At 41.1% G+C, this 26,495-nt stretch carries 17 protein-coding genes and 2 tRNA genes; 6 read left to right on the top strand and 13 right to left on the bottom strand.

Annotation, left to right across the window (positions count from 1 at the left end):
- Positions 1 to 5: 5 nt before the first annotated feature.
- The gene (locus ACFSQ3_RS06345; protein ID WP_380868576.1) at positions 6 to 929 is read right to left on the bottom strand and encodes a PfkB family carbohydrate kinase; all 924 of its coding nucleotides are present in this window, start codon (positions 927 to 929) and stop codon (positions 6 to 8) included.
- 219 nt (positions 930 to 1,148) lie between these two features.
- The gene (locus ACFSQ3_RS06340; protein ID WP_380868575.1) at positions 1,149 to 2,909 is read right to left on the bottom strand and encodes a TlpA family protein disulfide reductase; all 1,761 of its coding nucleotides are present in this window, start codon (positions 2,907 to 2,909) and stop codon (positions 1,149 to 1,151) included.
- A 142-nt stretch (positions 2,910 to 3,051) separates the two neighbouring features.
- Here ACFSQ3_RS06340 and ACFSQ3_RS06335 point away from each other — a divergent pair, with 142 nt between their 5' ends.
- The gene (locus tag ACFSQ3_RS06335; RefSeq protein WP_380868573.1) at positions 3,052 to 3,582 is read left to right on the top strand and encodes a YfiT family bacillithiol transferase; all 531 of its coding nucleotides are present in this window, start codon (positions 3,052 to 3,054) and stop codon (positions 3,580 to 3,582) included.
- A 273-nt stretch (positions 3,583 to 3,855) separates the two neighbouring features.
- Here ACFSQ3_RS06335 and ACFSQ3_RS06330 read toward each other — a convergent pair.
- The 5 genes from ACFSQ3_RS06330 to mgtE form a co-directional block, all read right to left on the bottom strand.
- A tRNA-Asn gene (locus tag ACFSQ3_RS06330) sits at positions 3,856 to 3,929 on the bottom strand.
- Between the two features lie 155 nt (positions 3,930 to 4,084).
- Entirely contained in the window at positions 4,085 to 5,563 is a 1,479-nt protein-coding gene (locus tag ACFSQ3_RS06325; protein ID WP_380868572.1) for a SusD/RagB family nutrient-binding outer membrane lipoprotein, read from the bottom strand.
- Between the two features lie 21 nt (positions 5,564 to 5,584).
- Entirely contained in the window at positions 5,585 to 8,863 is a 3,279-nt protein-coding gene (locus ACFSQ3_RS06320; RefSeq protein ID WP_380868570.1) for a SusC/RagA family TonB-linked outer membrane protein, read from the bottom strand.
- A gap of 509 nt (positions 8,864 to 9,372) precedes the next feature.
- Positions 9,373 to 9,446 (bottom strand) — tRNA-Asn (locus ACFSQ3_RS06315).
- A gap of 105 nt (positions 9,447 to 9,551) precedes the next feature.
- Entirely contained in the window at positions 9,552 to 10,925 is a 1,374-nt protein-coding gene (gene mgtE, locus ACFSQ3_RS06310) for a magnesium transporter (protein ID WP_380868568.1), read from the bottom strand.
- A gap of 837 nt (positions 10,926 to 11,762) precedes the next feature.
- On the opposite strand from mgtE, the gene ACFSQ3_RS06305 reads away from it, so the two are divergent.
- On the top strand, positions 11,763 to 14,429 hold the full coding sequence (locus ACFSQ3_RS06305) for a hypothetical protein (RefSeq protein ID WP_380868567.1): 2,667 nt from the start codon (positions 11,763 to 11,765) through the stop codon (positions 14,427 to 14,429).
- A gap of 285 nt (positions 14,430 to 14,714) precedes the next feature.
- Here the strand turns inward: ACFSQ3_RS06305 and ACFSQ3_RS06300 are convergent, their stop codons facing one another.
- The 6 genes from ACFSQ3_RS06300 to dnaB form a co-directional block, all read right to left on the bottom strand.
- Positions 14,715 to 15,905, bottom strand: coding sequence for a phosphoglycerate kinase (locus ACFSQ3_RS06300; RefSeq protein WP_380868565.1), 1,191 nt, complete (start codon positions 15,903 to 15,905; stop codon positions 14,715 to 14,717).
- 136 nt (positions 15,906 to 16,041) lie between these two features.
- Entirely contained in the window at positions 16,042 to 16,671 is a 630-nt protein-coding gene (locus ACFSQ3_RS06295; protein ID WP_380868563.1) for a YceI family protein, read from the bottom strand.
- Positions 16,672 to 16,755: 84 nt separating this feature from the next.
- Entirely contained in the window at positions 16,756 to 18,081 is a 1,326-nt protein-coding gene (murA, locus tag ACFSQ3_RS06290; protein WP_380868561.1) for a UDP-N-acetylglucosamine 1-carboxyvinyltransferase, read from the bottom strand.
- A 64-nt stretch (positions 18,082 to 18,145) separates the two neighbouring features.
- The gene (locus ACFSQ3_RS06285) at positions 18,146 to 18,889 is read right to left on the bottom strand and encodes a DUF4290 domain-containing protein (RefSeq protein ID WP_380868559.1); all 744 of its coding nucleotides are present in this window, start codon (positions 18,887 to 18,889) and stop codon (positions 18,146 to 18,148) included.
- A gap of 70 nt (positions 18,890 to 18,959) precedes the next feature.
- The gene (locus ACFSQ3_RS06280) at positions 18,960 to 21,224 is read right to left on the bottom strand and encodes an ATP-dependent helicase (protein WP_380868557.1); all 2,265 of its coding nucleotides are present in this window, start codon (positions 21,222 to 21,224) and stop codon (positions 18,960 to 18,962) included.
- 105 nt (positions 21,225 to 21,329) lie between these two features.
- A complete protein-coding gene (dnaB, locus tag ACFSQ3_RS06275; protein WP_380868555.1) occupies positions 21,330 to 22,925 on the bottom strand; it encodes a replicative DNA helicase in 1,596 nt (531 codons plus the stop codon).
- 457 nt (positions 22,926 to 23,382) lie between these two features.
- On the opposite strand from dnaB, the gene ACFSQ3_RS06270 reads away from it, so the two are divergent.
- From ACFSQ3_RS06270 to ACFSQ3_RS06255, 4 genes are all read left to right on the top strand, one after another.
- The gene (locus tag ACFSQ3_RS06270; protein ID WP_380868553.1) at positions 23,383 to 23,928 is read left to right on the top strand and encodes a GNAT family N-acetyltransferase; all 546 of its coding nucleotides are present in this window, start codon (positions 23,383 to 23,385) and stop codon (positions 23,926 to 23,928) included.
- Between the two features lie 4 nt (positions 23,929 to 23,932).
- Complete coding sequence (locus tag ACFSQ3_RS06265) at positions 23,933 to 24,916, top strand: DUF6624 domain-containing protein (protein ID WP_380868552.1); 984 nt, start codon at positions 23,933 to 23,935, stop codon at positions 24,914 to 24,916.
- A 66-nt stretch (positions 24,917 to 24,982) separates the two neighbouring features.
- The gene (gene ubiE, locus ACFSQ3_RS06260) at positions 24,983 to 25,720 is read left to right on the top strand and encodes a bifunctional demethylmenaquinone methyltransferase/2-methoxy-6-polyprenyl-1,4-benzoquinol methylase UbiE (RefSeq protein ID WP_380868551.1); all 738 of its coding nucleotides are present in this window, start codon (positions 24,983 to 24,985) and stop codon (positions 25,718 to 25,720) included.
- An 8-nt stretch (positions 25,721 to 25,728) separates the two neighbouring features.
- A complete protein-coding gene (locus ACFSQ3_RS06255; RefSeq protein ID WP_380868549.1) occupies positions 25,729 to 26,490 on the top strand; it encodes an SDR family NAD(P)-dependent oxidoreductase in 762 nt (253 codons plus the stop codon).
- Positions 26,491 to 26,495: the final 5 nt, after the last annotated feature.

The following is a 26,495-nucleotide window of genomic DNA, read 5'->3' as shown; positions in this document are numbered from 1 at the left end:
GGAGGCTACTCGCCTCCTATTTCAAATTTCGATAAAGCCACAAACTGCCCTATCCTATTTTTAATTTCTTTTTGCTCCAGTTCCCGCAATCGATCCGTACCAAATTTCTCTACGCAAAATGATGCTAAAGTAGACCCGTAAATAACTGCATTTTTCATATTGTGAAAATTGACGGTCTTTACTTGGGCGAGATAACCAATAAAGCCTCCCGCGAAAGCATCTCCTGCGCCTGTTGGATCAAAAACTTCAGCTAACGGCAATGCTGGCGCAGAAAAAACCTGTCCTTCTCCAAATAACAACGCACCGTGTTCCCCTTTTTTGATAATCAAATAAGAAGGTCCCATCTCCAAAATTTTCTCGGCAGCTTTTACCAAAGAATATTCTCCAGACAATTGTCGCGCTTCGCCATCATTAATGGTTAGTACATCAACGCGCTTCAACAATACTTTCAAATCCTCTAATGCCGTATCCATCCAATAATTCATCGTATCCATAACGACCAATTTGGGTTTGTTCGACAAGCGATCTAGCGTTGCAATTTGAACAGCAGGCATCAAATTTCCGAGCAACAAGTATTCGCAGTCTTGATAACTCTCCGGAATTTTAGGGTCAAATGCTGCTAGCACGTTAAGATCCGTTTGTAAAGTATCTCGGCTATTCATGTCCACATGGTATTTACCCGACCAAAAAAATGTTTTTTGGTTTTCAGCTATCTCAATACCTGCAATATCTATCCCTCGATCGGTAATAATGCTAAAATTATCTTCTCCAAAATCACCACCAACAATTCCTACCAACTTCACGTGATCATAGAGATATGAAGCAGCTAAACCGGCGAACACAGCTGCTCCGCCTAGATTTTTATCTGCTTTCCCAAACGGAGTTTCGACAGCATCAAATGCAATCGAACCTACAATGACTAATGACATATATAATTTCTTTAATACCGAACAACGAATCCAATTCGCGCTGCAGGAAGTTTAGCTTCCTCACTTCAATTTCAAACGCTTGTGCGACGAAATCGAACGGTTTTGCAAAGATATTATTTTAAAGTTTTAAAATTCGTTGAAAGCGTGAAGTTCTGTTAACGCGGATTCGCTTTCGCTTCAGTTCGATTTGGATGAAAAACAGCTACAAGGTCGGAAGGATCATTTGTCTACCTGCTCCAATAAAAACGCCTGTCCTTTCTTTGGATCGTTCAAAACCCATCTCGCATGATGTTCGATATGGCCTGATTTATCTACAAAAAGATAACTTGGATAACCATCTAAGTTAAATCGGTTGAATAGTTCGCGCCTTTGTTCTTTATTAAAAAGTACATGCACGCCAGACAATTCTCTTTCGCGAATCCGTCCGATCCATTCACCTTGCTCCGAATCACAACATAAATAGAGGAAGACAATATTCGACGTATCCAATCCATTTTTTAGCATTTTCGCTCGTTCGAAATCTTCGTAACAAGGCACACACCAAGTTGCCCAAAAATCTACAAACAATACCTTACCCTTATATTTTGTAAGCAAATGATCAAATAGTTCGCCACCACCAAAGTGATCCACGACGTAAAGTTCTGCATCTTTCGCAAAATCAATAGGAACTAATACAGAATCGCTTTTATTAACTACATTATAATTTTCTTCGTCCGCTGCAACAAGTGGTTTTTGTATAGATTTCACATAAGCATCGATAAAATAAGATATTTTGGGCGTTTCAATGTATGTTAAAATACGCTCGTATGTCTTCGATAAGCTGTCGATCGTTAACTGTTCCTTTCGCGGACCGCTCTTCGCAATCAAGATGTCATCTATTGGTTGGGGGTATCTGTCGGAAAAGAAATCCCAAAGCGTTTGACGATTTGTATCTACCCATTCATTTATAGTGCGTTGTAAAGTTGCGTTATATCGGTCGTTAACAATCTGAAAATTACTTTCAAGCTCATCAAAATAGGCCGGTTTCAGCTCGGTACTTTTGTCCTGTTGATATTGGATAAATAAAGTCTTTGTTCGCATGAGAAGATCGACGTCACCCGCATTCATATTCACGCTTTTAGACATTGTATCCAAAATAAAATCTAAAGCAGGAGATTGTCGTTCTTCTTCCCAAACAGATCGCGCGAAGTAGTATAAGTAATGATAAAACATACTCATGGAAGATAGCAAATACGTTGTTTGGAAAGCTTTTATACGATGTGACAATTCTTCCGGCAGCATTCGTTCCATGTTTGAGTAATAATGTAGTACGTAGGACAAAAATTGCGCTTCATTGGACTGCAAAACAATATCACGAAGCGCGGGCGAAACATTTCTCGAATGCAAAAATTTATTTGTTAAGCTCGTTGTATTTTCCGACCAAGTATTTAGCGCTCGGAAAAACACAGCCGAATCTATTTGCGCATCAATTAAACTGTCGGCGACATAACTGAACTGTTTATATCCTTCCGATTCCTTTAAAGCTTTATTGTGGGAAAACAAGAATTCGCTCGACGTTGCATTTTCTCCCCTGAAATGAACTTCGGGTTCATCACCATGCTGAAAATCAAAGTCCACTTCTATTGAATCGAGCACAAAGAACGTTTCGCTATAATCGCCTAATTCTAAAAAAAGCTCTTGCAAAGGAATGTGATATGGAAGGATTACATCGAACGTGCCGCTCACCGAAATAGGACAGGATATACGGGAATCGCCTTCAACATCAAAGGTTTGAACACGAACATCCGCATAAGGAATTTTGGCAAGTTCCGTTGAATCTAAGCCAAGAATTTTACCTCTGAAAATTCGAACGCTATCCTTTAAGCTAAAAGAAGTATAATCTTGGTGGATGTTGTCTGGATTTTGCGCATAAACATCTGAAAAGTAAAAGAATCCAATCAAAAATGTAATCGCTATGAATTTGACGAAGATGTAATTCATTGGAAAATAGATAATAAAGGTATGTCCTAAGCTACTAATTTTTCCTAATAATAATAATTTAACTAATAAAAATTCTATTTAAAATACATTTATGCTACCTTAAGTTTCATAGCGCATAAACTTTAATTAAATTCAACTTCAAATGGAAGACAATATTGAAAAGCTAAAATATCCTATTGGAAGATTTAGACATCCAGAAAGAATCGATAGAAATGACATTCGCGAGTGGATTCAAACTATTAAAGATTTCCCAGCCAAAATTCACAAGGAAGTTGCACATCTAACAAAAGAAGAACTCGCTAAACAGTATAGACCGAATGGTTGGACAATCTCACAAGTGGTAAACCATTGCGCTGATAGCCACATGAACAGCTTTATTAGATTCAAACTTACTCTTACAGAGAATACGCCGACAATAAAACCTTATTTTGAAAATGTGTGGGCTGAATTATCGGATTCAAAGTATTATCCGGTACGGAGTTCACTATTAATATTGGAAGGTTTACACGAACGCTGGGTAAATTTAATGGAAAGCCTTAGCGATGAAGACTTGGAAAAAGAATTTCTACATCCCGAGAACAAAGAAAAAATCTCACTCAAGACTAATATAGGAATTTATGCTTGGCACTGCGAGCATCACTTAGCTCACATCGTTAACGCAAAACAAAATTAAAACTTGAAAATATACATGAATCGAACTGAGTAAGTGCCATCAGCTTTCTTTTGATGTTCAAAAATTTTTGCGCTTACGGTTTCCACAATTTTCTTCCTTAAACACGCTGGAATTTCTGTAACGTATTTGTAACATTCCTGCGTGAAGTTCAACAAAAAACTATGTAAATCACGACGACTCGGAGAACCCGAACCGACAAGAGCAAATGTACCTAATCTGCCCTAAAAACAAAAAAAGCCGTTTTTTGATATCAAAAACGACTTTTTTATTTAGCTCCTGAAGCTGGGCTCGAACCAGCGACCCTCTGATTAACAGTCAGATGCTCTAACCAACTGAGCTATTCAGGAATCTAGCTCTTCATTGAGTTACCCCTCTAAAGCGGTACAAAAGTACAATTCCGATATTATAATTGCAAATGGATTTTCGAAAAATTTCATCTTAATAAAAAAATCGCCTCCCGAAATCGGGAAGCGAAAACACACGCTATAAAAAACCACTCTGATTAACTAACGTTCGATCTGGTGTCCCACCACATCTTTTTACCCCAAAAATTGTCTACCACATCCTTGATGAATGGTTCGCTATTTCTTCCATTTAACGTGGTTTCATCCACCGGATAAGGATATCTAAATGGCGGACGAGTATGTCCTGTGAACGCAGAACCCGGTGCAGCAGGCAATAGGGGAAAATCTGTACGACGCATTTCCGACCAGGCTTCATGGCCATTTTTAAACAGCGCTAACCACTTTTGCAAATAGATTTTTGACGTATTTCCATTCCAAGCCACAGATGGAGAGTTGATGTAAGCATCAATTTGCGATGCACCTACGCCATTTTCTTGAAGTGAAGCCCGAACACCATTGTTGTAGGCATCTTGCGCAGTCCATGCTCCAGTACTCCAGCCCAAATTAGCAAGTTCAGCAACAATCAACGCCGTTTCCGCATAATTCATAAACGGACTGAATCCGGCACTGTTATCTCTAAAACGCGATCCAATTCGCGAATACATAGCCACACTCGGAGAACTGGCAGGCCCTATCACAACCCCGCGATATGTACCATCGGAAGGAGCTGGTTTGGCATAGATAGGCAATCGCGGATCGGCGTATTTCGACAAAGAATCAACAATATTCACACTCACTCCATGGTCATCGCGGGTTCTGGAGTCATTATTCCAAGGCTCCACGTACGGATCGGCGCCCGCCCAAACGAAATACGCATTATCATCATTAGATGTCATAATCGGATATTGAGCTGGATTACCTAAAATTTGTTGGACGGTCGCTTGAGAACGTTGCACATCTACTTCCGATAAACGCAAAGCGATACGCAATCGTAAAGAATTACAAAATTTTTGCCATTTGGTAACATTGCCTCCGAACAACAAATCTCCATTACCCAACTGATCATTCGACTTTTGGGCAAATAATTCAGCGGCCCGCTCCAACTGCGCAATGATTACTGGGTAAATATCTTCCTGCGTATCATATTTGGGAGTCACGAAACCTTCATCTCCCTTTACCGCCTCACTAAATGGCATATCCCTCCAACGATCGGTTCCTAATTGCCACATAAATGCTTGGAAAGTCATCGCAGCGGCTTGCATATTAACCGCATCTTGTTGTTCCGCCGACGCAATAACAAGTTGTGCATTCTTTACATCGCGATAAAACTTGTTCCACAAATCGGTAATGGTGCCGGCACGAAACATATAACGCGCTTCGTCAATATAAGCGATCTTTCCCAAATGACCGCTATAGGTCGAAGGTTCGTTCATATCGCCCCAAGCGTTGTAGAAATTCGCTGAAAAATCTTGCAGCACGTAGGCCAAAACATTTGTCATTGGTGCTTCAGTGGGTTCGTTTGGATTGGCATTAATCCGATCAAAATCTTTGGTACAAGCGGCCTGAAAAGAGGCTGCCGCCATAATTCCGAATATCGCTGTCCTATGTTTCTTTATTTTATTCAATATAGTTGTCATGTCTAAAGGAGTTAGGAGCGGTTAAAAAGTAAGGTTTAATTTCATACCAATGCTTCTGTTGGACGGGATTTGATATTGCTCGATACCTAAGCCATCGTTTCCAACACCAAAACCAGTTTCAGGATCAATGTGGGCAAAGTTGCTTTTATGCGTGTACAACAACGCTACGTTGTGTGCAAACACCGAAACACCCGCTCTTTTTATCACTTTCCAGTTAGTAAATAATCGTTGTGGGAAGTCATATCCAAATTGTATTTCGCGAAGCTTCACGAAACTTCCATCAATAATCCCTGTTTCTCTTCCACCCCAAAGGCTTTGGAAGTAATCACGTGCTCCGACGCGGATATCATTTGCAGAATCATCTTCCAACACAAAACGTTCATTTGCCATATAATTTTGTCCCAAAACAATACCGGTTTCTCTTATCCCGTTGCTTACAGTTTCTTCCAGTACACCTGATTGCAAACCGAACCATTGCGTTACACTGAATACATCGCCACCTTTGCGCATGTCTATCAAGAAACTCAGTCTAAAATCTTTGTAGCTGAATCTGTTATTGATCCCGCCAACCCAGTCTGGCGTGATATTACCTAGCTCAACTGGAGAACCTGTATAGCGCGGCAAACCATCCGAACCAACCAGAATTGCTCCCGAATCATCGCGTTGGAACGCTGTTCCACGCATCACACCGTAAGGCCGACCAGGAATAGCGTCAATGGTCATACTCCAAGCGGAAGTCACATTGAAAGATTCCAAATCTTGTCCCGTTGTTGGATCTGTGTACAAGCTATTTACACGGCTGTTATTCTTTGCCCAGTTGATATCCATATCCCAACGGAAACCTTCTTGCTTACGAATAATCCCCAAATTCAACTGCGCTTCTACACCGGTATTCTGAATTTCCCCGGCATTCAGTCGCAAAGAACGGAAACCTGTAGATCCAGAAACATTTACCTGCATAATTTGATCTAAACTTTTCTTGTTGTAATACGTAAAATCTAAACCAATTCGGTTGTTAAGAAATCGCAATTCGGCACCCACCTCTGTACTCTGCGCTTTTTCCGGCAATAGATTCAGCGGAGGAAGGATCGGGCTGATGCTATACAAAGTCACCCCGTTGAATGCTGCAGTATTCGGAACGTAAGTTCCCTGTGTGTAATATGCATTACCTGCACCTTTACCTACAGAAGCCCAGCTTGCGCGCAACTTACCAAAACTCAGAATACCTTCGTTTATTGGCAATGAATTCGTGAATACCCAACTTAAACTTGCCGACGGAAAGAAATAGGATAAGTTGTTAGCGGGCAAGGTCGAGTTCCAGTCATTTCTAGCCGTTAAATCCAAGTAAAGTGCATCTTTGTACCCAAGTGATGCTTGCGCAAACACACTATTCGAGCGAAGATGTTGCGTCGACATACCGGTTACCGGAGATCCTTTTGCATTCCCAATGCGATACAAGTTTGGAACCGTCAACTGGTCGGCACCCAAAAGATCGTAAGCATATTTATAATCACGATAATTCGCTCCGGCGATATAGCTCAAATTCAAATCAGGTGTGATATTACCTTGTCCGGATAAGATTAAATCAGCATTTAATTCATTAAGTCCGATGGAAGTCTGACGAAATTTACCACCGCCCCAGGTACGATTTGCCGCACTTGTTAAGGTAGAATTAGATTTATTTTGCGTGATCTGCATACGCTTCTCATAAGACCAATCATTACCTACACGCCCCATCACTTTGAGCCACGGATGAACCGTATACGTTGCGCTAACATTACCAAACATGCGGTCTTTATCCCGTGAATTCAGATTATTGAATGTCGTGAAGAAGGGATTATCGCTGTAGTTACTGTTCCAGTTATAAGGAAAACCATTTTCGAACTCCGCGTCGCGCATATCTCTCAGTCCATTTAGATCGACTTGACGACCAAACCAACCTCCGATCGACTGCATCGGATTGAAACTGTTGTATCCCTGACCAATAAGGTTATCATTCTCCAAGCGAACGTAGTTCATACTTGCATTCACTTCCAAGCGATCGGTCAATTGCTGACTGGTATTTAATGATAAGGTGTAGCGATCCTGATCTGTATTCGGAACCGTACCTGCTTGATTTTGCGTACTCAAACTTAAGCGCGCATGGCCTTTTCCGACCGCGGAGCTTAAAGAAAGTGAATGATCCATAGTATGTCCGGTTTGGAAGAAATCACGCACATTATTCGGATATGATATCCACGGTGTCGGCGTACGATTACCTTGTGCATCCAGCGGACTGCTATATTGTGGAAGTAGTAATCCGGCATCTAAGCGTGGTCCCCAACTTTCATCCACGTTATCATTGATTCCACTACCCAAACCATCCACGTATTTGAAACCGATCATTTCTGCCCATTCCTGATACGTTGTTGGATTCAGATTGTTGGAATATCCAATATCAGACAACTGTAGATTGCCTTCTCGGTATAGGTTCCACAAATATTCTTCGCCATATTTACCTTGTCCGTAACTGTTTTGGTATTTCGGAAGGATGTATGGGTTTTCTGCTGAAATCCCACCGTTGTAACTAATCACTGGCGTTGTAGCACCTTTACCATTTTTTGTCGTAATGATGATAACACCGTTCCCTGCAAGCTGGCCGTACAATGCGGCTGCATTTGCGCCTTTCAACACGGAAATAGATTCGATGTTACTTGGATCGATATCACCAATTCCACTTCCGTAATCTACAGAACCGCCGGAACCTACATCTGTAGAAAAATTACTCACCGGAACACCATCTACAACAAAAAGCGGTTGGTTATTGCCGAAGGAATTGTTTCCACGTAGCACAACACGACTTCCGGCTCCCACAGCACCACTAGCCGCAGTAACTTGCATCCCGGAAATCTTACCGGACATGCTATTCAGCACATTCTGTTGATTTGTTTTGGTAAGTTCTTCACTTTTTATCTCTTGTATAGCGTAACCAAGCGCCTTTTTCTCCCGGCTAATTCCGAGCGCCGTAACGACTACCTCACCAATTTCCTGATCGCCGGATTCCAACTTGATATTGACAGTGGTTTGCGCAACCAAACTAATCGTTTGTGTTGCATAGCCAATCATCGAAATTCGGAGACGATTTCCTGATGTGTAATTAATAGAAAATTGACCGTTGCTGTTTGTGGAGGTTGCGCCACCATTTTCAATACTGACAGAAGCACCTACCAGAGGTTCATTTGCCGCATTGGTGACTTTTCCTGTTAGTTCTTTTTGCTGCGCATAAAGCGCGTTTCCATATAGGAATAAGCAAAAAATCATTGTTAATTTTAGATAACTCATCTCTGCATTCTTGGGGTTAGTTAATTGTAAAATCCGTGTTAGGTTTTACAAATTTAACCGATATGCAAAGCGGAATCGGCTGGATTTTGCCGTACTCTTTCCTGATTTTAACTTTTACGCTGATTTCGTACGATTTTGACACTATAAAATTATCATATCTCCATAAAAACAGAAATTATATTAAGATAATTTAATCAACAACCGCCCAAATAAGTCAATAAAATAATAAAATACCTATTTCGATAAAATTTCAACAAAAAATATAGCCAAATATCTATTTGTTTTAACGGAAATTGCTCATTGACAATAACAAACTCCATCCTTCAACAATACAATATGAAAAAACGGCAAAATTGGTCTGTCGGAAAGTTAATTTACACGAAATAGCACCAACATTTCAAAAACAAAAAAATGTCAGTTATCAATCGGCTAAGTATACGGGCAAAAAAAAAATCGCTTTTCGTTATGAAAAGCGATTTTTTATCCTGCTCCTGAAGCTGGGCTCGAACCAGCGACCCTCTGATTAACAGTCAGATGCTCTAACCAGCTGAGCTATTCAGGAATGTCAACCGTTTGTCTTCGGTGACACAATATTCGGAAGATAAATGGACTTATCAAAATATTAAAACGCAAAAAATCACAAGTTATTCAGTACCAATAAGAATAATTACATCAGAACATCCTTCAGGATTAGGGAAATGAACGTAAAGTATAGTAACAAGCCAGAAACATCCACTAAAGTGGATACGAATGGCGCCGAAGAACTAGCAGGATCAGCACCGCATCTACGCAAAATGAAAGGCAACATCGAACCGATAAGCGAACCCCACAATACGATTGACACCAATGTCAATGAAACGGCCGCCGCCATCAGTTGCCAATAGTCGCCATAAGCGGAAGTAAATGCTTGCCAAAAACCGATGCGCGCAAAACCGAGAATACCCAGAATAATCCCTAGCGCTAAACCCGAAAGAATTTCACGCTTCATTACTCGCCACCAATCGCCTAAGGTCACCTCGCCCATCGCCATCGCTTGGATGATCAAAGTGGAAGCTTGCGAACCACTATTCCCTCCGCTAGACATAATTACCGGAACAAGCGCCAATAGCGCCACCGTTAAACGAGATTCATAGTGTTCAATAACCGAGGCTGTCAACAACTGCCCAAAGAATAGCACGACAAGCCATCCTGCGCGCTTCATTACAAGTTGATAGATCGACACATCCAAGTATGGCTCATCGAGCGCCTCAGTACCCCCAAAACGCTGCATATCCTCTGTATATTCTTCGTTGGCAACCCAAAGGATATCGTCGATCGTCACAATTCCTAACATGATGTCCTGATCATCTACTACAGGAAGCGCTACTCGGTTATTCATACGGAATATCGTTACCGCTTCTTCTTGTGGATCGTTGGCATATAGTTTTATCAAGCGATTATCGATGAGATCGCTCACCAATATTTCCGGCTCCGCCAAAAGAATATCTTTGATCCGAATATCGTCGATCAACTTCCCTTCCCCATCGATAACGTAAAGGACGTCGATAGTTTCAGAAGCCTTGCCGTAACGTCGAATATGATCAAGCACGCGGGGAATAGACCAATGCGATTTCACGGTAATGTAATCCGGCGTCATCAAACGCCCAACAGAGTCTTCAGGATAGCCTAAAAGTGATAAAGCCTCTTTTCGCTCTTCGGGCGAAAGCATAATAATGATTCGCTTCACCGCATCACCTTTTAAATCACTTAAAAAGGAGGTACGGTCATCCGGCGGCATTTCATTAATCAGTTCCCTAACTTTCGAGGCAGGCAGCTTTTTAATGATCCGTTCTTGGGTTGGAAAATCGAGAATTCGGAATACGTTAACGGCACGCTTAATCGTAAGCGTTTCTAAAAACAAAGGGCCATGTTCTGGGAGTTCATCGATGAGTTCTTCGACGTCAGAAATGTTTAACTCGTTTAAGTATTCTTCCAACGCGAGCATATCTCCCTGTTCAATGAACTGTTCGATTTGCTCGACTTGCATTTCTAGTTCTTCCATAGTCCCTCTCTTTTAATATCGCTACATTGGTGTTATGCTAATTTGCTTGCAAAAGTCGTTTATTTTAGGGAAAATCTCTAATTAATTTTAACAGCTGTTTATATTGAATTCTTTAATGGATTTCAATGATCAACCTGAATAAACGGCGTTCTAAAATGCCAAAATGACACATCTTAAAAAAACGACAATATTAAATTAGTTGCCCCGAAGTTCGCATATATTCCTCACGCTCAATTTTAGAATCTGGATTCGCAAATGCTTTGCATTGCTCTCAACTCAGCAGAGAAATTTCGATGGATTATGAAGATGGAAATTTGCGTCACATTATATGCAAATACAAAATCTACTAAGCTTGTCGACCTCAAAATATTTTCAAGAAAATTATATCTAAAAATTTCCTATACCATTTGGTGATATCTTAAAAAAACTTAGCTTTATAAAACATTCTTAACCGAAGTGAGAACAAGCGATAAAATGAAAATTACCAACATAAATTAACTGATATATTTCTTTAATTTTGTTTTTATATTATTTTAAAAATCAGACATTTAAAATAATCATATTAATAAAAAATTAAGCTTACACAAAGAAATAAAACTAAAATATTTAGTATTAAAATTTTAACCGACAAACACATTGAATAAAAATATAATTACCAGACTATTATGTATTACCATATCCATTTTTTGTTCATCAAATCTATTTGGACAAATTATTGAAAATGATCAGGTAAATCCAAGCGTAAAATGGGAACAAATTCAGCTTAAAAATCACCGTATCATCTTCCCTAAAACATATCGTGACAAAGCCTCTACCCTAGCCCAGCAATTAGATTCGATGAGGCAAAACGCAAACACATTTATAGAGGGATATACTGGCAAGATACCCGTGATTTTGCATGCAAATCACATCATCCAAAATGGATTTGTTCAGCTCGCTCCAAGAAAAACGGAGTTCTTTCCCTTACCTAGCGGAATTGCGAGCAACGTGGAATGGTTACCAAATTTAGCGCAACACGAATTGCGACACGTAGCACAAATAGACAAATTGACAGGCCGTTTACGTGGTCCATTTTTCGAGCAGTTTTCGTATGCTATGTTCGGAATTCATCTCCCAGCTTGGTATTTTGAAGGCGATGCCGTATTCACCGAAACACATTTTTCCAGTGGAGGAAGAGGCCGGATGCCGAGTTGGTTCATGCCGATTCGAGCGAATCAACTTGCCGGAAGAAGGTATGGGTTTGATAAAAATATCCTCGGATCTTTCAAGGACATTACACCAAGTTTTTACCTGACGGGCTACTTAATGAACACCCATTTGACTAATCAATTTGGAGGTCAAATCAAGGAAGAAATGTTAGAAGATATGCGCGGAAAATTGTTCCGACCATTCAACTTTTACAAGGCACTTCGCAAACATAGCAATGGCTATAACAGTCGTCGCTTGTATCAAGGAGCCATAGATTCTATCACGCAAATTTGGCGTTCCGAAGCGACTGGAAAATCTCTTTTATCACACATAGAAACTCCTAATTCAAAATATCCTGTTCACTATTTGCTACCTCAGAAAAGTAATGCTCATAGCGATACGATTTATGCATTGTGGCAAGGACCACAAAACATTCCGCATATTGTGTCCATTCAAAACGGAACAGCTCACCGCGTTGCTTACACCGGACAGCAACTTATGCCCTACTTCCATGTCAACGACAATATCTTAATTTGGGATGAGGTAAGGAAAGATGCGCGATATGGTAAAAATACTTTCCAAGTTGTGCATATCAAGAACTTGAAAACTGATGTGCATAAAACTTTTAAACTAGAAGATTTCGCTTACACGCCAGCGTTATCGCCAAATAATAAACATTTCGTTGTAGTTCAAGTTAATAATTCCGGACAGAGTGCGCTTGCTGTTTATGATACCGCTAATGGAGTGAAGCAAATAGAGATACGGCTACCTCACGGATTGCACATTCAGCAACCGCAATATAATGCTGCTTCCGAAAGAATCGTTTGTATTGCCGTTAGCGATCAAGGAACGACCTTGATGGAGTTCGATTTAAGTACGAAAAACTATAAATTCCTTCTCCCTTGGGGAAGTCAGACTTTAGAAAGACCTCTTTACGATGGCGAAAACATTATCTACAAAGCGCATTACAACGGTATTGACAACATTTATAGCCTCGACTCCGAGGGCAAGATCAATGCGTTGAGTGACGTTCTTTATGGCGCTTTTAATCCCACTCCGATCAACTCCGACTCACTTTTAATTAACGATTATACACCCGATGGACATCGCATCGCTATGATATCGGCTAAATCGAATCAAACGATTAATCGCAACGAAATAAAAGAAATCAATTACGATCGATTACCAAATCAAAACAGGAATAGAAATTATCTTACCGATTTCCGACTTGGTAAAAACTATGCTTTCCGCGATTCTGTACTACCAGAAAACGTAATTGATTCCACGATCATTAGGCCATATACTAGCTTATCCGGACTGTTCAATTTTCATAGTTTATCCATCAGCAACAACAACTTCGAGAGTTTAGACAACTTTCGTCCGGGAGTGTTTTGGTTAGCTAACGATTTGCTAAACACCTCGCAAATTACTTTAGGGTATGAATATGATACGGACATTCAAAAAAGTATTTACAGCGCTGATTTTACCTATGCAAAATACTTCCCAAAATTCAACTTGCGTTACGAAAACAGAGGGCAATTAGGACAAGCAAGAACAGCTGATGATCAAATTATTGGATTTGATTGGAGAGAAAATTATTACGCAGCAAACGTCCTCATCCCCTTTTCCATCTATCGCCAGAATATGATTTACAGCTATGGTGTTCAGGTCGGAACATCGTATTTACAGCGCTATCAGGTTAGTGTTCTGGTCAATAATTTTCAGGATGAGATTGCTTTTCCATTAAATTATCAAGCATATTTTAATAGAAATCGTCGTCGTAGCCACATGGATTTACAACCACGCTGGGGACAACAAATCAGCGCGACGTATCGCCATCGACCGTTTATGGAAGGAACACGCGCCGGAACAATTCTTTCGTTGAGAACTGGATTCTACTTCCCGGGATTGTTTACCAATCATGGATTACAAGCCCGATTGAGTTTTCAGCATAAAAATGGCGTGTATCAATTCAGCAACGACATTCCTGTAGTTAGCGGATTTGGTTATTTTCCATCACCAAGAATCGACAACACACTGCTTTTAACATACCGAATGCCAATTGCCTATCCAGACTGGACTATTGGTCCTTTAGCTTATATCAAACGCATTCAAGCAAAAGCATTCTCCGATTATCAAAACCTACAAAACTCGTCGATTGCACCAAAAACGTTCGGGTTAGGCATATCAGCCGATTTCAACTTGCTGCGTTATGTATTGCCGGATATAAACGTCAGCGTGGAAGGAATTTATATCAATGATAGCCGCGCGACACAACGTGTTGTTCCGGTCTTTAGTTTGAGTTATAGTTATTAGGTTTCATTTCAGGTTGATAAGGGTTAAGCTGTAAAGTCGTGAAGTTCTTTTACGCAAAATCTACAACTTTCTCCGTCATCACGAGAAGGCACGACGAAGTGATCTATTTATGGAGTTGATAGGATTAAAATGTTGAGAGGTAAACACGTAAAGTTGTTGACATTATGTAGCCATTCGTACCTAAGCTTCGCAAAGACGGATTTATTGAAGCCATAAACCCAAAAACCAAAAAACTCCGAAGGATCACAATCCATCGGAGTTTTCGTTATCATATATTCCCCTAGATTAATCTAAGATAGCTTTCACGCCTGGAAGCGTCTTGCCTTCCATGTATTCCAACAAAGCACCACCACCAGTACTCACGTAACTTACGTGCTCCGTCATTCCAAATTTGGAAACTGCCGCTGCTGAATCACCTCCCCCAATTAATGAGAATGCTCCCTTTTCTGTCGCCGCAACAACCGCATCAGCAACAACGCGTGTTCCTTTCGCGAATGTATCCATTTCGAAAACACCCATCGGACCATTCCACAACAATGTATTAGAAGCACTGATTACCTCCGCAAAATGTTCTGCTGATTCTTTACCGATATCCAAACCTTGTTTATCTGCTGGAATTTGATCATTCGCACCGTCATAAACTACTGCATCATTGGCAAAACGATCTGCAATTTGAGCATCCGTTGGCAACACCAAATTCACGTTTTGCTCTTCCGCTTTTTTCACTAGTTCGTTCGCCAAATCTAGTTTATCTAGTTCTACTAACGATTGACCAATTTCGCCACCACGCGCTTTCACGAATGTATAAGCCATACCGCCACCAATGATTAAGTTATCCACCTTTTCTAATAAAGCTTCAATCAACTCCAATTTATCGGAAACCTTCGCTCCGCCCATGATTGCGGTGAAAGGGCGCGTAGGTTTGTTTAGTACCTTTTCTGCGTTCTCAATTTCTTTGGCCATCAAAAAGCCTGCGCATTTCGCATCTGGAAAATTTGCTGCGATAATCGCTGTAGAAGCATGTGCACGGTGCGCAGTACCGAATGCATCATTCACGTACACATCACCTAAATCCGCCAATTTCTTCGCGAAAGCTTCGTCTCCTTTTTCTTCTTCTTTGTAAAAACGTAAGTTTTCCAGCAACAAAACTTGTCCGGCTTGCAAAGCAGCTGCTTTATCAGTTGCCTCTTGACCGATACAATCGTTCGCAAATTGTACATCAACACCCAGAACAGATGAAAGATGAGAAACAATATGTTTCAACGAATATTTATCAGTTGGTCCTTCTTTTGGTCTACCCAAATGCGACATTAAGATAACAGAACCGCCGTCTTTTAATACTTTTTGTATTGTTGGCAAAGCGCCTTGAATACGGTTATCATCGGTAATATTGAAATCCTCATCCAATGGCACATTGAAATCCACACGAATCAGGGCTTTTTTACCCGAAAAATTTAAATCATCAATAGTTTTCATAGCTCAAACTTTAAGCCCTAAATATACAAAAAACGGGCATTTATAAAAGGTCTGAACCCGTTATTTCACAAAAAAACCTACAGATTTTCATCCGTAGGTTTTCCTTATTTCCGACAAAGTCGGCTATCATTTATAACTATGCTTTTGTAGCAACTAAAGCGATTTTGAAGTTGATTTCTTTAGAGATCAAATCATCTTCTTTACCGGAGTAATTAACTCCCCAGTCCTCGCGAGCGATATTGAAATCAGCGCTAGCTTTAACCGTAGTTTCAGTTAATTCATCCACTTTCGCATCGAAAGTGATGTTTTTAGAAATACCTTTGATCGTTAAGTTACCAGAGATTTTTACTTCATTTGCCGATGCACCAGCTTTCACTTCTGTAATTTGGAAAGAAGCTTCAGGGTTCGCCGCAACGTTGAAGAAATCTTCTGCTTTCAAGTGACCATCCAATTTTTCTTTGTATTCACCGTCCAAATCAGTTGAACTAATTGTGTTCATATCCAACACAAAGCTACCACCCGTAATCGCTTCGTTATCAACGAAAAGCTCACCAGATTTAATGTTTACCGTACCTTCGTGCGCGCCGGTCATTTTAGTACCTGTCCACTTTACTGTGGATTGTGTGGTATCTACTTGATAAGCGGTACCTACTGCTTCGCCACTTTCGATAGCATCTGCTGTTTCAGCTTTTTTACCTTCTGGATTGCCAGCACATGCCGACAAAATAAGTGCAGCTGCAGCTGCTACTACGGTCATTCTTTTCATGGTTATTTAAATTAATGTTTAAACATCTAAATTTGAAACAAAGATATAAAGTATTATCAAATATCTAAAAAAATAATAGAAAGCTTAATGCCCTTGAGGTAAAGCTTCTACACGACGTATATCCGCTCCCAAAGCTTTCAAACGTTTCTCAATATGCTGATATCCGCGCTCAATTTGTTCGATATTATGGATCAATGACGTTCCTTGAGCGGACAATGCGGCAATCAATAAAGACACGCCAGCACGAATATCTGGTGAGGTCATTTCGATACCACGCAAGGTATTTTGTTTGTTCAGCCCGATCACCGTTGCACGATGCGGATCGCAAAGAATAATTTGCGCACCCATATCGATCAGCTTATCGACAAAGAACAAACGGCTTTCAAACATTTTCTGGTGGATCAACACATTTCCTTTAGCCTGAATAGCGGTCACCAACACGATACTCAATAAATCCGGTGTAAATCCTGGCCAAGGCGCATCAGAAATGGTCAGAATCGAACCATCGATAAACGTGTCGATCTCGTAACTATCTTGAGCAGGAATGAAAATATCATCACCACGCAATTCAAACTTAATTCCTAAGCGTGAAAAAACCGATGGAATGATTCCCAATTCTTTAAAGCAAACATCCTTAATAGTAATCTCGGAACCCGTCATGGCTGCTAATCCGATAAATGACCCGATTTCAATCATATCCGGCAACATACGGTGCGTTGTTCCTCCCAAAGATTTCACGCCTTCGATCGTCAACAAATTCGATCCAATTCCGGAAATGTTTGCGCCCATGCGATTAAGCATTTTACACAATTGTTGCAAATAAGGTTCGCAAGCTGCGTTATAAATGGTTGTGGTTCCTTCCGCTAAAACCGCAGCCATCACAATGTTTGCTGTTCCGGTCACGGAAGCTTCATCCATTAAAATGTACGTCCCTTTCAATTGCGTAGCATCCACATTAAAGAAATGCTTCTCGGCGTCGTAAACAAATTTTGCACCTAGTTTTTCAAAACCTAAAAAGTGGGTATCTAACCTACGACGACCAATTTTATCGCCTCCCGGTTTCGGGATAGCAGCTTTACCGAATCGCGCCAACAAAGGGCCAACAATCATAATCGATCCGCGTAGACTTCCACCTTTTTTCTTGAACTCTTCGGATTGGAAATAATCGATATTGATATCCTTTGCTTCAAATTCGTAGGTATCATCGTTAATACGATTTACGGAAACGCCTAATGCGATCAATAAATCGATTAACTTGTTAACATCCTTGATATCCGGAATATTACTGATAGTAATTTTTTCTGCTGATAATAAAACAGCAGAAATAATCTGCAACGCTTCATTTTTTGCCCCCTGTGGAACAATTTCCCCGCTCAATGGCTTCCCGCCACGTATTTCAAATGCATTCATATACACATCCTTCTAGCAATTCAAGAATAATGCGCCTTCTGGGGCGCATTATTCTTGAATTGACTTATTGAAATTTCTTTCTGTTATTATTGTAGTTATTGTTGTTGTTGCTCCGGTAATTATTGTTGTTGTTATTGTTACTATATCCACCAACCTTTTTCTTCATTACCTTTTTACCGCCCGATCCAGCACCCTTCTGATTATTATTTTGCTGATTATTGGTGGCAGTTTTAGTTCGACTTCCTGGAGGCGCTGTTTTGAAGTCCAATTTCGTTAAAACGGTATCGCTTGGCAACGTTAGTGCACCTTTCGATAATTCGCGTAAATCTTGAATGATATGATCGTCCGAAACCGAATCTTTATTCCATGACAAATACGCCATTTTCATAAAGTTTGCAATGGACAATGCCATACGTTCCGCATGTTCAGGATTAGGTTGCTCAATGGCTTTCTTGATCATATCCTCCACGGTGCGACCGTAGTGTTTGTAACGGATGCTACGTTGCGGATACGCGATGGTTTCCGGCTTTTGGCGGATTTGATCTCGATCGGGAATTGGATATGGAGAGTCCACATCAATCTTGAAATCAGAAATGATGTACAAATGATCCCATAATTTGTGTTTAAAGTCCGAAACGTCTCGCAAATGCGGATTCAGCACGCCCATCATATCAATTACGACCTGCGCTAAGCGATTGCGCTCTTCCCGATCGGAAATCGTACAAATATAGTCGACCATGTTCTGCACATTACGGCCATATTCGGCCAAAATCAGGTGCGACCGAGTACTATTATAATCAAAATTCATAGTGTTATTTTGTATATAAACGCTTAGCAATGAAGTGGATAGCGTCTATTTTAAGTTTTTACGTATTACGTTATACAATTCTAAGTTTTGCAAATTTAAGCAACAATTGCTTCTGTCCCAACTCTTTAAAGAAAATAGTTGCTTTAATATCCGGACGGTTGCCTTCAAGGTTTACCACCTTACCGAAACCAAATCGTTCATGCTCAACTTCCATACCAACTTGTAACGTGCTGGTATCCGACGGTGCGAAACCAGGCGTTGGCACGTGCGCCTTTGGCAAAATAGAAGTAGTTTTTACTACTTTTGGCTTCGGTTTGCTGAAAGATTCTTCACGTTGCCAAGCTACGCGTTCCGACTGAAAACTTTCTCCTTGCGAAGCCGCAACCCGCGGTTTGAAATCTAATTCCAAACAACTTGGATTCAATTCATCTAAAAATCGGCTTGGTTCGCAGTTATTTAACGATCCCCAACGGTAGCGCGACGTCGCATAAGAAATATGCAACTTCTTCTCGGCACGTGTCACCGCTACATAAAATAAGCGGCGTTCCTCTTCTAATTCCGAACGTGAGTTAAGCGACAGTTGCGAAGGAAATAAATTTTCCTCCATCCCAACAATAAAAACCTCTGTAAACTCCAAGCCTTTAGAAGCGTGGATCGTCATCAAAGAAACGGTATCTGCATTTGGATCTTTATCGTTATCGTCATTAGTCAAAAGAGCGACATCCTGCAAAAAGATGTCCAATCCTTTTTCTTCCAAATCCTCGCGCTCCGAAAACTCCTTAATACCATTCAGCAATTCCTGAATATTCTCATAGCGACTCAATCCTTCGACCGACTTATCTTCGTACAAGCTTTTCAGAATTCCAGAATGTTGCGCGATATGCATTGCGGTATCGAAAGCCGTATTTGTTTTCGCAGCCGCTTGAAAACTTTGGATCATTGTCGCAAAGTTAACCACCGCCGTGGCGCTGCGGCCATCGAGAAAACTGCCTGCATTCGCAACGACATCCCACAAGCGATAATTGTTTTTATCGGCAGCCACCATCAATCGCTCGATCGTAGTATCGCCAATTCCGCGACGCGGATAATTGATTACGCGCTTGAGCGCTTCCTCGTCATTCGGGTTGTACGTCATGCGGAAATACGCAATTAAATCCTTGATCTCTTTCCGTTGATAGAATGATGTTCCACCGTATAACTTGTAAGGAACGTTGAGCTTGCGCAAAGCTTCCTCCAAAGAACGAGATTGTGCATTTGTTCGATATAAAATCGCAAAATCTTTGTAGTTCAAGCTTTTCAACGCTTTCTCCTGCGTAATCGCTTCTGCTACGATTTTACCTTCTTCATTATCCGAAAAAGCACGACTGACTTTGATCTTCTCCCCTTCTTCGTTGTCCGAGAAAACGTTCTTTTCAAGCTGGTTTTTATTGTTTGCAATAATGCTGTTTGCCGCATTCACGATCATTTTCGTGGAACGATAGTTCTGCTCCAACTTGAAAACCTGCACATCCGGGTAATCCTTTTGGAAATTCAAGATGTTTTGGATATTCGCTCCGCGGAATGCATAAATACTTTGCGCATCATCACCAACCACACAAATGTTTTCGTGCACCGCAGCCAATCGCTTCACGATCAAATACTGCGAAAAGTTGGTATCCTGATACTCATCCACCATCAGGTATTTAAATTGATGTTGGTATTTATGCAACGTATCCGGATGTTTATTTAATAAAACGTTGGTTTTGAATAGTAAATCGTCAAAATCCATAGCCCCAGCACGATAACAACGCTGGGCGTAAGTCATATAAATTTCACCTAATTGCGGGCGACCGTTGGAACGATCCTCCGCCATGATAGCTTCGTTTTTATTGTATTCTTGCGGTGATATCAGGTTATTCTTGGCAGATGAAATACGGCCGTAAACGTGGTTGGCGTTATACAGCTTGTCATCCAAGTTCATCTCTTTCAAGATTGCGCGCAACAAACTTTTTGTATCGTCGGTATCGTAGATCGTGAAATTCCGCGGATAACCAATCAGCTCCGCTTCTGAACGCAGAATACGCGCAAAAACCGAGTGAAACGTCCCCATCCAAATATTCTTAGCTTCCGAACCGACAACTTTCATAATCCGCTCTCGCATTTCCTTTGCCGCCTTGTTGGTAAACGTCAGCACCAAAATATTGAACGGATCCACGCCTTGACGAATTAAATGGGCAACGCGATAAGTAATTACCCGTGTTTTTCCGGAGCCGGCTCCGGCAACAATCATTACAGGTCCTTGAGTTTGTTCTACTGCACCACGTTGAGAGGGATTGAGTCCCGCTAAATAATCCAAAATAACTTCCTTTTTAGTTGTTGAAAAGTAATGATACCAAGGTGTAAAAATAAGAAAAATCCGGCAGGTTGCCTAGCCGTTGGTTTGGGTCCGAGGCGCTAACCACTAAAACGGCGCATCGTCCGGCATATCGTTCATGCGCGAAGGCATCGTGATACCGCCACCGCCAAAACTATCTGACGGAGCCATCGCCGAAGGCGAAGGTGGACCACCAAATGCTCCAAAGCCATCATCGTTGCCGCCGCTAGCGCCGTAGAAATCATCTTCCAAATCGACGAATTTCACGTATTTACCAACGAATTTCAACGGCACAATTCCGGTTTCACCGTTACGGTGCTTCGCAATAATTACTTCGCCGACACCCGCCGTTGGGCGACCTTCCTCATCCTCCGTCATACCATAATATTCCGGACGATACAAGAACAACACCATATCCGCATCCTGCTCGATAGATCCAGATTCACGTAAATCGGACAGCATCGGACGCTTACTATTTCCTGGTCGGGATTCCACCGCACGACTTAACTGAGAAAGCGCCAAAACGGGGACATTGAGCTCTTTCGCTACGGATTTCAATGCGCGGGAAATACTACCAATTTCCTGCTCACGGTTACCGCCACCTTTGCCTTCGCTCTTACCATGCATCAGCTGCAAATAATCGACGATAACCATTTGAATATCGTGCTGCGCTTTCAAACGGCGACATTTCGCACGGAATTCGAATACGTTCAGCGCCGGAGTATCATCGATAATAAGCGGCGCTTCGGTCAATCGGCCGATTCGCGAATGCAGTTGTTGCCATTCGTGATCTGCTAAATTTCCTTTTTTTAATTTCTCTTGCTCAATCTCCGTTTCGCCGGCGATCAAACGATTTACCAACTGTACGGAAGACATCTCCAAAGAGAACACCGCAACGGGGCGTTGATGATCCACCGCGGCATTACGTGCTACGGAAAGTACGAAGGCAGTTTTACCCATCGCAGGACGCGCCGCAATAATTACCAAATCAGAAGGTTGCCAACCGGAAGTCATACGATCCAAAGCTGTTAATCCACTTGGAATTCCGGTTAATCCATCTGTGCGATCGCGCAATAATTCTAAATTATTAATCGCTTCCCGCATGATATCATCCATCTTGCGGGAATCGCGACGCAGGTTGTTTTGAGCAATATCAAACAAGCTCTTTTCAGCGTGATCCAATAAATCGAAAATATCGCTGGTTTCATCGTAGGATGAATTGATGATTTCTGTAGAAACTTGGATCAATTCACGTTGAATGTACTTTTGGGAAATGATCCGCGCGTGATATTCGATATTCGCTGCAGAAACGACACGGTCGGTCAACTGCGTAATGTAATATGCGCCACCAACCATTTCCAACGCACCCATTTGACGTAGCTCGGTGGTAACCGTCAGCAAATCAATGGGAGAAGTTTTTTGAAAAAGATTATAAATCGCTTGAAAAATCTTTTGATGCGCTTCCTTGTAGAAAGATTCCGGCTTTAAAATATCGATGACCTCACTTAAGGCATTCTTTTCCAACATCAGCGCACCCAATACCGCTTCCTCTAAGTCGGGTGCTTGCGGAGGTAATTTGCCCAGTCCTCCGATCAAGTTGCTTACACTTGTCCGCTTTCTGTTCAAATTTGCTCTACCGGTTTTCCCGGAATCGCTTGGATTGAATTCGCCTTGTTCTGACATATATTTTAATTGGATTTCGTAGGATTTTTACACGCTTGGTCGGATGCCCTTGTTGGGAAATCTCGAGCCGGATAGCAAAAGTAAGAAAAATAGAATCCGCCCATCATATAAGTTTTAAACACCTTTATTTACAAACGCATTTCTGTATGCTTTAATATATGCTACAAGCAATAAGTATTCCACAGGTTAAAATTGGCATTTGTTCACAACGTTTGTAATTCACTGCTTTACAAGTCGATAAAGATATGTTTAATTCACATTAGAAATGTTAATAACGTAATGACTCTTTTTCTCTGATCAAAATTTGCAGACTAAAATCTGACATATTCGAGTATCCACTCTTGAAAGAATTGACCGATTGTTTATTTACATTTTTAACGAATCACTTGCATAAGATGGCTATTTTTATTTTCTGAGCAAATCTTAGTTTACGATTTTAAAAATTTTACTTTTAAAAATGAATTCAGCATACGAAATCAAACAGATATTCGAACCAACGAATGAGATATTAGAAGGTTTAGTGAAACTAACTAAAAGTACCGTCGAGCATGGCGCGTCAATAGGTTTCCTAAACGAAACAAGTCATGAGAAGTATGTTGATCTTTGGAACAGCACTTTTAAAAAAGTGGCCGATAACGAAACTGTCTTATTGATAGCCAAACATATGGCGACGGATCTCACAGTCGGCACAGTTCAACTGCATATTGATCTTCCGGAAAACCAAACGCATCGGACAGAGCTCGCAAAAATGATGGTTCACGCCGATCATAGGAGAAATGGTATAGCAGTAGCGTTACTAGACGCAATAGAAAAGATCGCCAAAGTAAACAAGAAATCGCTGATTGTGTTAGACACAGCGACAGATAGCAATGCCCAGAAATTATATCAAAAATGTGGTTGGATAGTCGCTGGATCCATTCCCGATTATGCATTTTCTCCAGATGGAGTTCTTACCAGAACAACCTACATGTATAAGATTTTGGAGATAGAAAAAAACATATAATCACATGAGAAAACTAATTTTTCTAACATTAAGCTTATTGATTTTTCAGCACCTGCACGCGCAGCGCTACGCTGTTCATCTCCGTGATTCCGAATTAAAAGCATCCTTGTACCGAGCCGACTCATTATATTTCTGCGGAAATCTTGACGAAAGCATCAAGCTCTATCATCACATCAGAGAAAAGACAAATTACTCGCATAATTTAACGCTCAATTTGGCAACAATGTATGCGGAAAAAGGCGATTTGACGAAAAGTGCCGACAACATCGTAACCGCGTTAGATTCGGGATTTATGGATCTGCAATATTTCACTGCAAATCCAAGTTTCGACAAATTGAGAGCCAATGATATTTGGAAGACTATCGTTATCAAACATCAAGAGCGAGTTTCTAGTATGTTAATTGTGGAAAGTATTAAATTCCCAAATTTAGCACTTTCCATCCTTTCGATGGGTAATCAAGATCAACTGGCGCAATGGAAATCTGAACTTAAAAACAATCACCTGCACGCTTACCCAGATCTATCCATGGATTCCGTTTCCAGGGAACAAAAAAAAGTTTTTGAGGCAAATACGGAAATATTAAAAGGATTGTTTTCGCTGTATGGTTTTCTATGGGAGAAAGATCTCGGGATCGACGCCACACATGTCGTTTGGATGATGGTTCAACACGCGGATCACGACACAAAATTTCAAATGCGTTACCTAAAGGAAATGAAAGCGGCAATTGATCGAGGAGCTGTAGTCGCAAATAAGAAAGACTATGCTTACATGTATGATCGCGTCGCAAAGAACACTGGAAATCCACAACGTTACGGCACTCAAGTAGAATATCGCGTAAAAACCATCGATAATACGAACAAAAAACAAATTGAAATAGTACCATATTTACTAGAGAATGAGGACGATCTTGATAAACTAAGAACTGAATTTGGCTTACCAACATGGAGCGAATACCTTCTTATGATCAGACAATTGAGCGGACAATAGCAATTTGTTTGTTAATCAGCATCGAAACGTTTACCGGACGTCTTACATTATTGTATCTTTGTAGCTATGACAGTTCCTCAACCTACGGTAAAACCTTATTCGGCGGACGGCAATAAAAAAGAGCAGGTGGCAGATATGTTCAACAACATATCGGGCACGTATGATATGCTAAACCGCTTTATGACGATGGGCATTGATATTATATGGCGCAAAAAAGCCATTCGCTCCCTTCGTAGTATCAAGCCGCAACGCATTCTCGATGTAGCAACGGGAACTGGAGATTTTGCTATTGAATCCATCAAAATATTGAATCCCGAAAAAATTGTGGGTTTGGATATATCCGAAGGCATGCTATCTGTTGCTAAAGAAAAGATCCAAAAGAAAGGATTAAGCAAGCAATTTGAGGTGATGTTGGGCGATTCGGAAAGCCTGCCATTTGAAGATAATTCTTTCGATGCAGTTACTGTGGCGTTTGGCGTGCGTAACTTCGAGCACCTACAAAAAGGTTTAGATGAAATTAATCGAGTAATTCGTCCCGGCGGAAAAGCGATTGTTTTGGAATTATCCAATCCTACCGCATTCCCGATTAAACAGCTATTCCATTTCTATTTCCACAAATTCACACCGGCAATGGGACGACTGATTTCTAAAGATCACCGAGCGTACAGCTACCTACCGGAATCCGTTGCCCAGTTTCCGAGCGGAAAAGTTTTTGCCGGAATGATGCAGCAAGCAGGATTTAGTGAAACAAAAGTGCGTCCGCAAACCTTCGGATTTTGCACCATTTACGAATCAACAAAATAAGAGAGCAGATGAAAAGAACGGCATTAATTACTGGAGCGAGTTCGGGCATCGGAAAAGCTTGCGCTTTTGTTTTAGCAAAAGAAGGTTATCGATTGATTCTGTGCGCGCGCCGTACTGAGCGATTGCAGGAGCTTGAAGAAACGATAAAAAATGAACATCCAGGTACAGACGTTTATACGTTCACGCTAGATGTTCGCGATGCTGCAGCGGTTCAAGATGCTATATCGGCTTTGCCGGAAGCTTGGAAAAACATCGACGTACTCATCAACAACGCCGGATTAAGCCAGGGCTTGGATCCTATTCAAGCCGGAAAACTCAGCGATTGGGACACCATGATTGACACCAACGTAAAAGGTTTATTGTACGTAAGCCGGGCTGTAATTCCTTTACTGGAAAAGAGTTCGAACGCACATATCATCAACATCGGCTCCATTGCAGGCAAGGAAGTTTATCCGAATGGAAATGTCTACTGTGCAAGTAAACATGCCGTGGATGCACTCAACAAAGCGATGCGCATTGATCTATTAGAAAAAGGAATTCGCGTTTCCGCAATCAACCCGGGCATGGTAGAAACCGAATTTTCGGAAGTGCGTTTTCATGGAGATACGGAACGTGCGAAAGCTGTTTATAAGGGCGTGGACGCATTGACGGGACAGGATATTGCAGAAGTGATTGCTTTCGTTTTATCGCGCCGAGCGCACATTAACATAAATGATCTTTTAATTATGCCGACCGCACAAGCAACCGGTACTATTGTAAATAGAAAATAAAAACT

Source organism: Sphingobacterium corticis (genome assembly GCF_042684745.1).
Classification (GTDB): Bacteria; Bacteroidota; Bacteroidia; order Sphingobacteriales; family Sphingobacteriaceae; genus Sphingobacterium; species Sphingobacterium corticis.
The sequence above is the reverse complement of the archived record's forward strand: the minus strand, read 5'-3'. Positions and strand labels throughout refer to the sequence as shown.